The organism is Paenibacillus sp. AK002 (assembly GCF_053903045.1).
The window spans coordinates 5,683,799-5,697,602 of the sequence record NZ_CP096377.1 but is presented as its reverse complement, the minus strand read 5'-3'; the positions used below and the strand labels follow the sequence as shown (position 1 = coordinate 5,697,602).

General features: G+C 56.2%; 13 protein-coding genes and 1 riboswitch. Of the genes, 11 read left to right on the top strand and 2 right to left on the bottom strand.

Translation table 11 applies throughout. The annotated features are described in order from the left end of the window. Nucleotides 1-24: 24 nt before the first annotated feature. Entirely contained in the window at nucleotides 25-1,026 is a 1,002-nt protein-coding gene (locus M1D70_RS25415; RefSeq protein ID WP_456288291.1) for a lipoate--protein ligase, read from the bottom strand. Between the two features lie 175 nt (nucleotides 1,027-1,201). On the opposite strand from M1D70_RS25415, the gene M1D70_RS25410 reads away from it, so the two are divergent. From M1D70_RS25410 to M1D70_RS25360, 11 genes are all read left to right on the top strand, one after another. Further along, nucleotides 1,202-2,326, top strand: a complete 1,125-nt coding sequence (locus M1D70_RS25410; RefSeq protein WP_456288290.1) for a pyridoxal phosphate-dependent aminotransferase — start codon at nucleotides 1,202-1,204, stop codon at nucleotides 2,324-2,326. A gap of 81 nt (nucleotides 2,327-2,407) precedes the next feature. Next, nucleotides 2,408-3,142: an adenosylcobinamide amidohydrolase gene (locus M1D70_RS25405; protein ID WP_456288289.1), complete on the top strand. Its 735-nt coding sequence runs from the start codon at nucleotides 2,408-2,410 to the stop codon at nucleotides 3,140-3,142. Further along, nucleotides 3,139-4,116 (top strand): adenosylcobinamide-phosphate synthase CbiB, encoded by a 978-nt coding sequence (gene cbiB / locus M1D70_RS25400; protein ID WP_456288288.1) that lies wholly within the window; start codon nucleotides 3,139-3,141, stop codon nucleotides 4,114-4,116. The genes M1D70_RS25405 and cbiB overlap by 4 nt, the downstream gene beginning before the upstream one ends. After that, on the top strand, nucleotides 4,107-4,889 hold the full coding sequence (locus M1D70_RS25395) for a histidine phosphatase family protein (protein WP_456288287.1): 783 nt from the start codon (nucleotides 4,107-4,109) through the stop codon (nucleotides 4,887-4,889). Before cbiB ends, M1D70_RS25395 begins: the two co-directional genes overlap by 10 nt. Before the next feature lie 152 nt (nucleotides 4,890-5,041). Continuing rightward, nucleotides 5,042-5,244, top strand: a riboswitch (cobalamin riboswitch). Nucleotides 5,245-5,500: 256 nt separating this feature from the next. Then, nucleotides 5,501-6,505, top strand: a complete 1,005-nt coding sequence (locus M1D70_RS25390) for an ABC transporter substrate-binding protein (RefSeq protein ID WP_009589273.1) — start codon at nucleotides 5,501-5,503, stop codon at nucleotides 6,503-6,505. Next, on the top strand, nucleotides 6,502-7,548 hold the full coding sequence (locus tag M1D70_RS25385; RefSeq protein ID WP_456288286.1) for a FecCD family ABC transporter permease: 1,047 nt from the start codon (nucleotides 6,502-6,504) through the stop codon (nucleotides 7,546-7,548). Before M1D70_RS25390 ends, M1D70_RS25385 begins: the two co-directional genes overlap by 4 nt. Continuing rightward, nucleotides 7,545-8,330: an ABC transporter ATP-binding protein gene (locus tag M1D70_RS25380; protein WP_009589253.1), complete on the top strand. Its 786-nt coding sequence runs from the start codon at nucleotides 7,545-7,547 to the stop codon at nucleotides 8,328-8,330. Before M1D70_RS25385 ends, M1D70_RS25380 begins: the two co-directional genes overlap by 4 nt. A gap of 66 nt (nucleotides 8,331-8,396) precedes the next feature. Next, nucleotides 8,397-9,467: a nicotinate-nucleotide--dimethylbenzimidazole phosphoribosyltransferase gene (gene cobT / locus M1D70_RS25375; RefSeq protein ID WP_009589244.1), complete on the top strand. Its 1,071-nt coding sequence runs from the start codon at nucleotides 8,397-8,399 to the stop codon at nucleotides 9,465-9,467. Beyond that, nucleotides 9,464-10,042 (top strand): bifunctional adenosylcobinamide kinase/adenosylcobinamide-phosphate guanylyltransferase, encoded by a 579-nt coding sequence (cobU, locus tag M1D70_RS25370; protein WP_009589262.1) that lies wholly within the window; start codon nucleotides 9,464-9,466, stop codon nucleotides 10,040-10,042. Before cobT ends, cobU begins: the two co-directional genes overlap by 4 nt. Next, nucleotides 10,039-10,860: an adenosylcobinamide-GDP ribazoletransferase gene (cobS, locus tag M1D70_RS25365; protein ID WP_009589280.1), complete on the top strand. Its 822-nt coding sequence runs from the start codon at nucleotides 10,039-10,041 to the stop codon at nucleotides 10,858-10,860. Before cobU ends, cobS begins: the two co-directional genes overlap by 4 nt. Nucleotides 10,861-11,070: 210 nt before the next feature. Continuing rightward, entirely contained in the window at nucleotides 11,071-12,465 is a 1,395-nt protein-coding gene (locus M1D70_RS25360; protein ID WP_433941254.1) for a cation:dicarboxylate symporter family transporter, read from the top strand. A gap of 132 nt (nucleotides 12,466-12,597) precedes the next feature. On the opposite strand, the gene M1D70_RS25355 is transcribed toward M1D70_RS25360, so the two are convergent. Then, nucleotides 12,598-13,686 carry a M24 family metallopeptidase gene (locus M1D70_RS25355; RefSeq protein ID WP_456288285.1) on the bottom strand — a complete coding sequence of 363 codons (1,089 nt, stop codon included), beginning with the start codon at nucleotides 13,684-13,686 and terminating at the stop codon, nucleotides 12,598-12,600. Between the last annotated feature and the right edge of the window lie 118 nt (nucleotides 13,687-13,804).

Below are 13,804 nucleotides of genomic sequence, written 5' to 3'. Positions count from 1 at the left end.
GGCTTATTTAGATTTCAGCCGGATCTATTCCTCAAGAAAGATGAGGCCGATCAGATCGTCGAGCTCGAGGTTGCCGAAGTAATGCTTGACGTCGATGCCGGATAGCGCGGTGCGCACCGCCGTTTCTTCGTACCGTTTGCCGCGAAGCAGATTCTCGATATCCGCGACATCGCCGACGCCGAAGAAATCGCCGTAAATTTTAATCTCACCGATATGCCCTTCACGGATGTCCATGCGGATATCGATGATGCCCACCGGGAACTTCCTCGCATGCTTCACGTTGCTCTCAGGGGACAGCCCGTAGTTCCAATCCCAATTCTGGTAGCGTTCCTTCGAAATCTGGTTGATGATCTCCCAATCCTTCTCCTGAAGCACGTATTGCGGTACTTGATCCGGTTCCATCCCGAAGATCGAGCGAAGCAGCTCCCCGCGGAACTGTTCAATGGTCATGTCGGTGCCAAGCAGCTCCTTGATGTTCGCTACGCGGCTGCGCACGGACTTGGTGCTCTTGGATTTGAACTTTTCCGGATTGGCATTCAGCGAGGCCTGCACGTCATCCAGATTCAGATCGAACATGAGCGTGCCGTGGCTGAACATGCGTCCCCGCGTCGAGAACTGAGCGTTCCCCGAAATTTTCTTCTCGCCGACCTGCAGGTCATTCCGGCCGCTGAGCTCGGCCGGCACGCCCATCTTTTGCAGGAAGTCGATGACCGGCTGCGTGAACTTCAGGAAGTTGTGGAACGACTGGCCGTCGTCCTTCGTAATGAAGCTGAAATTCAGGTTGCCGAGATCGTGGTACACGGCTCCGCCGCCGGACAGCCGGCGCACAACCTGGATGTTGTTGTCGCGAACGTATTCCTGGTTGATCTCTTCGATCGTATTCTGATGCTTTCCGATGATGATGGAAGGCTTGTTGATATAAAAGAGAAGGTAGCTCTCGTCCATGGACAAGTGCTTAAGCGCATATTCTTCAATCGCTAGGTTGATGGATGGGTCGTGAATCCCTTGATTATCGATAAATAGCATAGTATCCTCCGTCGTCACAATTCAAATTGTGGTGCTTCCAGACTATTGTAAACCAATTTTAAGGCAGAGACAAAGCATTCCATGTTGACGAGTCAGGGACGGTAGCGACATAATGATGGCATTACATAACGGCAGGGCTTGCAAGAGCCATGGGCATGGAACAGGAGGAGCCCTTATGAGCGATAATAACCAACCTTTGATCGAGGTGTACGGGCACGGCGGGGATGTGGAAACGGCGGCCGCCGCATTTGGAAGGGGAGCCTCGGCTTTTCTGGATTACAGCGCCAATATTAACCCGTTGGGACCGCCCCAAGGGGTCCTGGCAGCGTTAGAAGAAGGGATGAGCGCGGTGATTCGTTATCCGGATCCGGGGCACCGCGAATTCAAGAGGCTGCTTGCGGAGGAATTGGACACCGATGCCCGGCGCATTCTTGTCGGAAATGGAGCTGCAGAGTGCATGGCATTGCTGCTGCTGGGCCTGCAGCCCCGAACGGTCGGCGTGGTCGATCCTTGTTTTTCCGAATACCGGGAGTTGTCCTTGAAATTTGGTTCGGACATCCGCTCCGTGTGCGGGCAGCCGGAGCGGGACTTTCGTGCGGACAAGGCGGATATGATGGAGCTGATCGCCTGCACGGATCTCGTTTTTGTGGGACAGCCGAACAATCCGAACGGGGTTCAGTACAGCCTGAAGGATATTCGCGGGTTGGCGGCATGCGCTGAGCAAGAAGGGACCTGGCTGGTGCTGGATGAGGCCTTCATCGATTTCATTCCGCCGGAGGACAGACAGACGTTGATGCCGGAACTGCAGGAATATCCGCGGACGATCATTGTCCGGTCGATGACCAAGTTTTATGCGATACCTGGCCTGCGGCTCGGGTATACGGTTGCCGACCCCGACGTGATACGCGCCATGGCAGGCAAACAAGTGACGTGGAGCGTCAATGGACTGGCGCTGCTTGCGGGAGAGGCTTGTCTTGGCAGCGGCAGGGAATATGAACTGGATACGCTTCAATTGATTCGCGAGGAACGCGAGAAGCTGATACATGGTTTACGAGCGCTGGGGCTTGACGTTACCCCGGGGGAGGCAAATTTTCTGCTGATGGAGCTTCCGCGGCCTTGGAATGCAGGGATGTTCCAGCAGGAAATGGGAAGGCGGGGCGTGCTCGTCCGCAGCTGCGCCATGTACCCGGGCCTCGGTGAGCGCCACATCCGGTTAGCCGTTAAGGATGCCGGATCTAACGACAGACTGCTGGCGATAATTGCGGAGGTCCTTGGAAATCCTTCTGCTGACGCGACTTAGGGATTTCTGGCAGCAGATCCATATGAAGAACGCTACAGGTACAGTTGGTTCAGATATTTAACGAGCAGGGAGAGAAAAAACATGGCAGTACCTTTTCTGAAAGGCAGCAATCGTCCATATAACTCGGATGCATGGCCGGGAGCCATCGTGTCCTTGGATTCGGAGCAGCAGCATCCGCATATTCGGATCTCGCTTCCGAGTCCGGCTGCGTCCATAAGCAGCGCAATATACGGCGGCGGTTTTCTGCACTTGGACCATATCGTGAACCGTTATGTCGACAAGCATTACGATTGCAGCGATCCGATAAACGATATGGTTAACTTTATGGCTGGGTACGGCTATCCGGCCGATTCCACGGCAGGATTGATGACGGCGGTAAAACTGAAATATGCCTCCATTCGGGAGGCTCGGGGCGAGCAAGCTTCCGTTCTATGCTGTACTACCGCGGGCGTGGGCAATGCTGCCCGCGCCGGGGCGAGGCGCACGACCTTCGCGGCTTACCAGCCGGGCACGATTAATGTCGTGCTGGTGGTGGACGGAAGGCTGACGCCGGCTTGCATGGTGAACGCCATGCTGACGGCAGCGGAAGCGAAAGCCGCGGCGCTGCATGACCTGGGGGTGAAGGATCATGAAACCGGAGCCGCCGCCACGGGAACGACGACGGATGCGATGGTCCTTGCGGTCAGCGGCAATTCAGCCTATGGCGTGAACCATCATTATGCCGGAACCGCGACCGATCTGGGCGGCATGATCGGACGTCTTGTCTACGACAGCGTCACGGAGAGCATCGCCGCCGAAAGAGAAGATCGGATATGACCGTCGTATGGGTCATATGGGCGGCGGTTGCGCTGGACCTGCTGATCGGAGATCCGAGATGGCTGCCGCATCCCGTCATCGGCATGGGGAAGGCGATTCGCCGGGTCGAAGGATGGATTCGCCAGCGGACGACCTCCGCTCAGGGACTGAAGCGGGCGGGGATATTGCTGCCGGTAATCGTGGTCGGCGGCTCCTTCGTGCTGGCATGGCTGCTGCTGGAGCTGTGCGCAGCGATTCATCCTTGGCTTTCCTGGGGTGCGGAGATCGTTCTCATTGCGACTACGATTGCGATCAAGGGGCTGCGCGAGGCAGGATTGGAAGTCTACGGCCATCTTCGTTCCGGGAATATCGCCGAGGCCAGGCAAGCGCTCAGCATGGTGGTCGGGAGGGACACGGCCCATCTGGATGAGCCGGAAATTGTGCGGGGGACGGTGGAGACGGTTGCGGAAAATATCGTGGACGCGGTCATCGCTCCGCTTTTTTTTGCCCTGATCGGAGGGGCGCCGCTTGCGTTGGCCTACCGCGCCGTGAATACGCTGGATTCCATGGTTGGTTATAAAAACGAGAAATACCTGCATGTAGGCTGGGCCTCCGCCCGGCTGGACGATCTAGCCAATTGGATACCGGCACGCCTGACCGCCGGGCTGTTGACCATCGTAGCGGCGATGTTCTCGCTGCAGTGGAAACAAGCGATCAAGATGGTCAAACGAGATGCGCGAAAGCATCCCAGTCCCAACAGCGGCTTCCCGGAATCGGCCGTTGCCGGTGCCCTGGGGATTCGCTTGGGAGGCGAAAATTCGTACCAAGGCGTGATCTCGTTCCGGGCTTACATGGGGGACCCCGACCGACCGCTCGAAGCGGAGGATATCCGGGTGACAAACCGCCTGCTTGTGGGCGCGTCGGTTTTGTTTACGATGCTGGGTACCGCGGTGCTCGGACTTGCTGCCGCGGCAGGAGGAAGCCTATGGATATGAGGATCATCCTGCATCTGGTCCGCCACGGCCGCACGTTGTGGAACGAGGAGCGCCGTTATCTCGGCCATGAGGATCAGGGAATTCTGGCCGAGGGAAGGGAACAGCTCCTCCCGCTGCGGGAGGAACTTCGTTGCAGGCATTTTGTTCGGATCTATTGCAGCGATCTCCTTCGCTGCCGGCAGACGCTCGATGTGATCTTATCGGATTCAAAAAGGGGTGCTGTTCCTGATGATGACATGTCGGGCCAGTTTATTCCGGGCGTCGAGTATGACCCGCGGCTGCGAGAGCTGGATTTCGGGGATTGGGAAGGTAAGACCTACGAGGATTTGAAGACGGATTCCCTCTACCGGCGCTGGATCGATAACCCTGCGGAGGTTACGCCGCCCAGCGGGGAGAGCTGGGAAGCTTTCGGTTCCCGCGTCCAGGCCTTTTTGACGGGATTGCATTTGGATGTGAAGGAATTATTGCATATGGAGGAAGCTCCGGATACCCTTGCGCAGGCAGAGGCAGAGGCAGAGGCAGAGGCAGAGGCAGAGGCAGAGGCAGAGGCAGAGGCAGAGGCAGAGGCCAGGCGTGGTGATGATGGCCGTGGAACGCTTGCTGAAGGAGTTGACGTGCTTGTGGTCACCCACGGCGGCGTTATTCGGGAGATGGCAGCGGCTACCGTGCCGGATACGGAATTCTGGGCGACGTCGGTTATGCCGGGCGAGGTGCTCAAGCTGCAGCTGACATGGGACGGAGCGCGCTGGCGGGGCGTACGGTTAAGCGAATAAAACGAAAACGTATGATTTCGGTCGGAATAGGCGATAACGGGCTAAATCGGTGTCATGACGCAATCGAAACGCCTGAAACTTTCAGTTGTAAGGGGATGGTTTATCGCCTATAATCTTGTGCAGAGAAACCATGCTTGGCCTATCATCCATAAATTCATATGATTTGCGAGGGTCCCGGACAGAGGGCGTTATTGTTTTCTGACGGGTTAATAGGGAAGCCGGTGCAAGTCCGGCACGGTCCCGCCACTGTGAAGCAGGGACTTTTCCATATGCCACTGAGCCTTTAGCGCTTGGGAAGGCGGAGAAGTCGTTACAACCTGCAAGTCAGGAGACCTGCCCTCAGCGAATGAAAGACGGTCCTTCGAGGAGAGGATTACGTTTACCGGACGCATGGAGCCATGCGGACGGAAGTTTAAGGCGCCATCGTTGAACGGTTATCCCGGCGTCCTTATGATACAAACGTAATCCCTGAGTCCTTGTCATCGAGGAGTCGGGGATTTTTGCTTCTTAGGGTATGAAGATTGAACGTTTCTTACCAGTTAAGGATCGGTCGAAGGAATTTAGACACGCCTGCGCCAGGTTCTCAATTATGTTTAGGGGGATTCCAAGAGATGAAAGCATTAAACAAAACATGGTCCGTACTTCTGGTAGCCATACTGATGGCCTTGGCCTTGATCGGCTGCGGCGGCGAAGAAGCAGCACCGAAGGATGCGACGCCGCCGGCACAGCAGCAAGAGCAGAATAACGAAGCGCCTGCGGATTCGGCGGAAGAGCTTAAGACCACGTATCCGCTGACCGTCAAGGATTCAACGGGAGTGGAAATGACGTTTGAGAAAGCGCCCACCAAGATTGCGTCCCTGACTCCGTCCGAGACGGAAAAACTGTTTGCATTGGGACTGGATGAGGAGATCGTTGGCGTATCCGATAACGACGATTACCCCGAAGCGGCCAAATCCAAGCCTAAACTGGGCGGGTTTCAAGTGAACGAAGAGGCGATCATCGCAGCCGACGCCGACGTGGTATTCGCCGCTTCGATGAATGCCCAGAATGCCGAGAAATTGCGCGAGCTTGGCGTTACCCTGTTCGTCAACGATCCGAAAACCATCGATGCGGTGATGGAGAACATCGAGCTGATCGGTCAAATTACGGACCGTCAAGCCGAGGCGAAAGCGGTCGTCGATCAGATGAAGCAGGAATTGGCTACCGTTACGGAAGCCGTGAAATCCGTGAAGGATGAAGACAAGAAGAAAGTGTACGTGGAGTTCTCTCCGGGATGGACCGTCGGCAAAGGCGAGTTCATGGATGAGATCATTACCGCAGCTGGCGGCGTCAATGCAGCCGGCGATGCGGAAGGCTGGTTCGAAATCAGCGAGGAGAACATCATCGCCGCGAACCCGGACGTTATTCTTTACACGGACGATGTGGTGGACGAAGCCACCAAGAAAACATTGGACCAGCTGATCAAGGAGCGCGGCGGCTGGGATCAGATCGAAGCCATCAAGAACGATCAGGTCATTTCCGTGGATGCCAATCTGCTCAGCCGTCCGGGCCCGCGCGTGACGCAAGGACTGATTGAAGTGGCGAAGGCCGTTTATCCGGAATTGATGAATCCATGAGTAAAAAACTTGCAGGATTCGGTGCGGCCGGCCTGATCCTTTTACTGTTAACTTTGGTTGCCAGTCTCGGAATCGGCTCCGTTCACCTGCCTGTGAGAGAGATTGGAGCGATGCTGCTGCACTGGCTGCCGGGAATCGGCGATTCCATCGTTCCAGGCTGGGAAGCTTCCTCCGAGCAAATTCTGATGAAGGTGAGATTGCCGCGGATCCTGCTCGGGATGCTTGTTGGAGCCTCCCTGGCGGTGGCCGGAGCCGCCTTTCAAGGCGTGCTTCGCAATCCGCTGGCGGATCCGTTTACGCTCGGTGTGTCCTCGGGTGCTGCGCTTGGCGCGGCATCCCTGATTTTTTTCGGAATGGAATATTCCTTTGCCGGAGGTTACACGCTGCCGCTTGTAGCGTTTCTGACCGGAGCAGGCACCCTATGGGCCGTTCTGCTGCTGGCAAGGGATCAAGGAAAGCTGCCGATCCATGGGCTCATCCTGTCCGGGGTGGTGATGCAGTCGTTTCTGGGCGCCGTCGTTTCGTTTCTGACGGTGATGTCCAAAGATACGGTGAACCAAATCCTGTACTGGACGATGGGAAGCCTAAGCATGCGCGGATGGTCGTATACGGCCATCCTTTTCCCGTATTTTGCAGCGGGTTTCGTATATCTATGGAGCAGGTCGCGGGCGCTTAACATTTTGTCGCTCGGGGAACGGCAGGCTGCTCATATGGGATTGAATGTCGATCGGCTGAAGACCAGCGTGCTGATCGTCGCTACCCTGCTTGCCGCTGCAGCCGTATCGGTTTCCGGCGTGATCGGGTTCGTCGGGCTTGTAGTGCCGCATATGATTCGGCTGATCACCGGCTCCGATTACCGCGTGATTGTTCCCCTGTCGGCGCTGGGCGGCGCGATTTTCATGGTTTGGTGCGATACGGCGGCCCGTTCCGTCTTGGCGCCGACGGAAATCCCGCTCGGGGTGGTCACGGCATTCATAGGCGCTCCGTTCTTTGCTTATCTGCTGTACCGGAACAAAAAACGGCGCAGGGAGGGGTTATCATGATTACGGCCCAAGGGCTTGGCAAAGCCTATGGCAAGGCGTCGATTCTATCCGGGGTGGACCTTCAGATTGCCGAAGGGGAATGGTGGGGGATCATCGGACCGAACGGCAGCGGCAAGTCCACCCTCATGCAGCTGTTATCCGGCGTGGAGAGTCCTACGGAAGGAAGCGTGACGCTTCGGGGCAAGGACCTTGGACGCTATAACCGGAAGGCACTGGCCCGAATCGTGGCGGTTCTGCAGCAGGAGGGACTCGACCCTACCGATTTTACCGTCCGGGAAGTGCTGGAGATGGGGCGATTCCCGTTCTTGAACTGGCTTGGCCGTGAGGATAAGGATGCGGCCCCGCTTATCGAGGCCGTTATTCGAAAGCTGGATCTGGACGGCCTGGAGGAGCGCAGGCTTACCGAGTTAAGCGGAGGACAGCGCCAACGTGTCGCTTTGGGCAAGGTGATGGTCCAGGAGCCTTCGCTGCTGATGCTGGACGAACCGACGACCTATCTGGATATCCGCTATCAGCTTCAGTTCATGGATATGGTGGCGGAATGGCGGAACTCGTCCGGCATTACGGTGATCAGCGTACTGCATGACCTCAATCTGGCTGCTCAATTCTGCGATAAGCTGCTGGTTCTGGATCAGGGACGGATTGCAGGGGTGGGCAAGCCGGAGGACGTGCTGACGGCAGCGTATATCCGCCGGATTTTCCGGGTGGAGCCCTCCATCGTGACCCATCCCGAGAATGGGGCTCCGCAGGTGCTGTTAACGGCGAACAGCACCTGGTCCTAAAGCGGTGTTGCCGCAGGTTCAGCCGCGTTGTAAGATTTAGGAGCAAGAGGAAGGAGGCCGTTTTCATTGACGGATACACTCATAAGTCGTTTGAAGGGAATCACCGCTAACATTAAACCGCTGGATGCCGAAGCGCAGGCGGAAACCGCCTCCTATTTGGATCGTTTGACGAAGCCTCCGGGCAGTTTGGGCAAGCTGGAGTCGCTTGCGATCCAATTAGCGGGAATTACGGGGGAAATGAAGCCCTCGTTTACCAAAACATCCGTGGTTGTCATGGCCGGCGATCATGGGGTGTGTGATGAAGGAATCAGCGCATTTCCGGCCGAGGTGACGCCCCAAATGGTGATGAACTTCCTTAATGGAGGGGCGGCCGTTAACGTGCTGGCCCGTCAGGCGGGGGCAGACGTTCATTGCGTGGATATCGGCGTAGCGACCGAGGTGACCCATGAGAGGCTCCTGTCCCGGAACATTGGCAGAGGAACCGCCAATATGGCCAAAGGACCCGCAATGACAATGGAAGAAGCGCTGCAATCCGTAGTGACCGGAGCTGAGGTGGCGGCAGAGCTGGTTAAACAAGGCACGCAGATGTTCGTAACCGGAGAGATGGGCATCGGGAACACGACGCCAAGCGCGGCTATTTTCTCGGTTCTGTCCGGCAAGCAGCCGTCCGAGGTTGTGGGACGAGGAACCGGCGTGACGGATGAACGGCTGAACCATAAGATTCGTGTTGTGGAACGGGCGATACAAGTTAATGCGCCTCATGCCGCTGACCCGCTCGACGTGCTCGCCAAAGTCGGGGGCTTCGAAATCGGCGGATTGGCCGGATTGATTCTGGGTGCGGCTGCTCATGGGTGTCCTGTCATCATTGACGGATTCATATCCAGTGCCGCGGCGTTGGTTGCCAAATCAATCTGCCCGGATGCCCTTCCTTATATGATTGCTTCCCATGTTTCGCATGAACAGGCGCATGTTCTTCTGCTGAAAGAGCTGGGACTCCAGCCGATGCTTCAAATGGACATGCGTCTTGGCGAGGGGACGGGCGGGGTGCTGTGCCTTCATCTGGTCGAGGCGGCGTGCAGGATCGTGAACGAGATGGCGACGTTTGAGAGCGCCGGCATCAGCGGAGGAGCCGTATGAGTCATCGTGGAAGCGTGTTGGTTACGGGCGGGGCGAGGAGCGGGAAGAGCTCGTTCGCGGAGAAGCTGTGCATGAAGCGCGCCGATTCCGGTACATATATAGCGACTGCGCAAGCCTATGACGATGAGATGCAAGAACGGATCCGTATTCATCAAGACCGCAGGCAGGATACAGCCTATGGTTGGCAGACGGTGGAGGAGCCTGTCGCACTGCCCGAATTGCTGGAAACGCTCGGCCAGTCTGCCTCGGATGCCCCTGCGGTGGTAGTGGACTGCCTGACGCTGTGGCTTACGAACGTGCTGCTGCAGGCCGAACCTGAAGGCACGGCCGTCATGGAAGAACGGCTGGGGCTTCAAATCGGCAGGCTGGCAAGAGCGGTTCAGGTTTACCCGGGCATGGTTATTTTGGTAACAAACGAAGTGGGTTCAGGGATTGTGCCCGAATATCCGCTGGGCCGGATTTATCGCGACTGGGCAGGGATCATGAATCAACGACTGGCCCAGGTCTGTGACGAGGTATTTCTGGTAACCGCCGGAATTCCAATGGAAATCAAGAGCAAGGAGTATCGGATATGAGCAAGATGATCGAAGCGGCTGCGGCCGCTTTTCAATTTTTATCGAGGCTTCCCGTGCGGAGGGAAATTCCCTTTACGCCCGAAGTTCAACAGCGGAGCGTCGTTTTTTATCCTTTCGTAGGGGCAATCATAGGTGTTATCGTTGCCGCATTGGGACTGGGCTTAAGCTTTGTGCTGCCTTCCTTTCCTGCTGCCGTCATCCTGCTGGCCGCTTGGGTAGCGCTAACCGGAGGGCTTCATCTCGATGGCTGGATGGACAGCGCGGATGCGCTGCTGAGCCATCGGTCGCGCGAACGAATGCTTGAAATTATGAAGGATAGCCGGGTAGGCGCGATGGGGGTCATGGCCTGCATGCTGCTGCTCCTTCTGAAAGCTTCCTTAATCATGTCCGTTTGGGATTTGTCTGCGGGGGTATGGAAGCAAGAAGCGTGGCTGCTGGTGCTCGCTCCGGTCTGGAGCCGCTGGTTTATGGTTCACGCCATGTATCGATGGCCGATGGCACGGGGAAGCGAGGGGCTGGCGGCTTTGTTTCACGGACTGTCCGTCAGAAGGAGGTCGCTGGCAGGCATAGTCGCGATCCTGTTAACGCTGGTCGTCATAGGCCTTCTCTGGTGCACGACAAGCACGCTGGATTTTGCGGCGATTGGAATCGGAGGAATCCTCGTCATCCCGTTGGCAGCCTGGGCGGTTGGGAGTTGGACGGCCGAACGGATGAGCCGAAGACTCGGGGGACTGACGGGAGATACCTATGGGGCGTTGAATGAATGGATCGAAACGTTTGTGTTAATTTTGGTAGTTCTCCTTTTGAAGTTTACATGATATGATAGTAGGGTAATGCGGTGGTATTCCGATCAACATAGTCGACATAATTCGCGTCAACAGAAAAATAACGTTTTTGACAGGAATTTTCTCAAACGGGTAATGATATGTTTAGAGTGGGCTATGAAATGGATATGAATACATACTAGCGCACTTATGACATGAGGATGACGCAGTATATCCTTATTATAGAATGGGAGGAATCATAGGATGGAAACGCTTTGGGTTATCATCAATGTCCTTGTTCTGATTCTGCTGGTCGGTATTTTGTACTGGATGCAGAGAAAGCATTACTCGTTTACCAAACGCGTGTTTGCCGGACTTGGACTGGGTGTGTTGTTCGGAGTGGCACTGCAGCTCATCTACACTTCAACCTCCGATGTGGTGGTGAAATCCACCGATTGGTTTAATCTGGTTGGCTACGGTTACGTCAGACTGCTGCAGATGATGGTCATTCCGCTGATCATGGTGTCGATCATATCGGCCATCATGAAGCTGAAGGGCGGAAAGAACCTGGGCAAAATGAGCGGACTGATCATTACGGTGCTGCTTCTGACGACGGCGGTAGCCGCCGCTGTCGGAATTACGACCGCGCTGGCGTTCGATTTGTCCGCCGTCAATATTCAGGGCGGCGCTGCCGAGGAGCAGCAGGGCGCGCTGCTGCAAGAACGGCTCGGGGATGTCGAGGACCGTACGCTGCCGCAGCAGATTCTGGATTTCATTCCGAGCAATCCGTTTGCCGACATGACGGGAGCACGAAGAACTTCGACGATTGCGGTCGTCATATTCTCGGCATTCATCGGGATCGCCGTGCTCGGGTTGGACCGTAAAAACAAGGAGCAGGCGGAGACCTTCCGCAACATGATCTCCGCCGTATACGGCGTGGTCATGCGTATCGTGACGCTGGTGCTTCGTCTGACGCCTTACGGGATTCTGGCGCTGATGGCCAAGACGATCGCCACGACCGATCTTGCGGTAATCATGAATCTGATCGATTTCGTTCTGGCTTCGTACGTGGCCTTGATCGCCATGTTCATTATCCATCTGGTGCTGCTGGCGATATTCGGGTTCAACCCGTTCAAGTACGTCAAGAAGGTGTTCCCGACGCTGACCTTTGCCTTTACGTCGCGTTCCAGCGCGGCTACGATCCCGCTTAACGTGCAGACCCAGAACAAAAAGCTGGGCGTCTCGGAAGGCATCGCGAACCTTTCGGCATCGTTTGGCGCCACGATCGGGCAGAACGGCTGCGCGGGCATTTATCCTGCCATGCTGGCCGTCATGATTGCACCGACAGCCGGCGTGGATCCGACGTCGTGGTCGTTCATCCTTACCTTGATCGTGGTCGTTATGATCAGTTCCTTCGGCGTGGCGGGTGTCGGAGGCGGAGCTACCTTCGCATCGCTCATCGTGCTCTCCACGATGAACCTGCCGGTTGCCTTGGCAGGCCTGTTGATTTCCGTCGAGCCGCTGATCGATATGGGACGGACGGCACTGAACGTGAATGACTCCATGACGGCCGGCGTGATTACCGGGAAAGTCATGAATGAAGTGGATAAAGACGTGTATAACGACGACAACATTGAACTGGATATGGTTCAGGCATAATGAACGCATCCAGGGGAGCCATCTTGAAGGCAGTCTTTCTTCCTTCAAGATGGCTCTTCTGCGTGAATAGAGAAAGCCCGAATACCGTAAGCGAAACGGTGATTCGGGCTTTTTTTTATGCTGAGCATGGCTTTATCCGATGACGGTCAGTCCTTTCGGGAAGGAGGTCAGTACCTCGACGCCATCGCCGGTCACGATGACATCGTCCTCGATTCGCACGCCGCCGATGCCTTGCAGGTAAATGCCGGGCTCGATGGTGAAGACCGCCCCAGGCTGCAATATGTCCTGATTCAACCCGTGAACGGACGGATATTCGTGGACATCCATGCCAAGCCCGTGACCTAGGCGATGTACGAAGGCATGGCCGTAACCCGCGTCGTCAATCACTTTGCGTGCCGCTTGGTCGATCGAGCCATAGGTCACGCCGGGTTTGACGGCCTGAATCCCGGCCAGATTTGCAGCAAGAACCGTCTCATAGATGTTAACGGCTTCCGGCTTCAGATCGCCTACGGCAAAGGTACGGGTAATATCCGACGCATAACCGCCGGCGTATACTCCCAAATCGAACATGAGCAGATCCCCGGCTTCGATTCGGCGCGCACCGGGAACGCCATGAGGCAAGGCGGTGTTGGGGCCGGATAATACCATCGTGGCGAAGGAGGGCGCGTCCGCGCCAAGCTTTTTCATCAAGTACTCCAGTTCCGCGACAAGCTCCAGCTCGCTGACGCCGATTGTTACCCGGGCCAGGCCTTGCGTCAGAACATCTTCGACCAGCCTCACCGCATTCTTGATGATCTTCACTTCCTCGGCAGACTTTCGAATCCGAAGATCCCGCAGCGCAAGGCCGACATCTTCGATGCGGTCCGCGTTCACATGCTGCCGCAGCTGTTCATAGCGGGAGACGGTCAGCTGATCCTTCTCCAGCGCCAGCGTTCCGGCGGTGCCTTGAATCTGCTCCTTAAGCAAAAGGTAAGGGTTATCGGTATCCTGATGCGTGACAATGTTCTTCACGGTTGAAGCGGCCTCGGCCGCGTTCGCATCCAATGCCGGCACGATAAGCACCGGATCATTGGCGGAGGAGAGGAGCAGGCCGAGAAAGCGCTCATGGGGATCGCTCGCAAAACCGGTCAAATAATAAACGTGCTTGGGGTCTGTCACCAGGACATGATCCCAGCCCTGATCCTTCATGGATAACAGCAAACTTTGCAGTCGTTCGTTCATCCTGTTCATTCCTTTCTTTACTCAAAGACGTTCATCATGCCGTTAATGTAAGGGTATCGCGTTCCATCGCGTAAGTAAAGTTCTCCTCGTGAATGAATCGCGGCTTGAGAAAATAGAA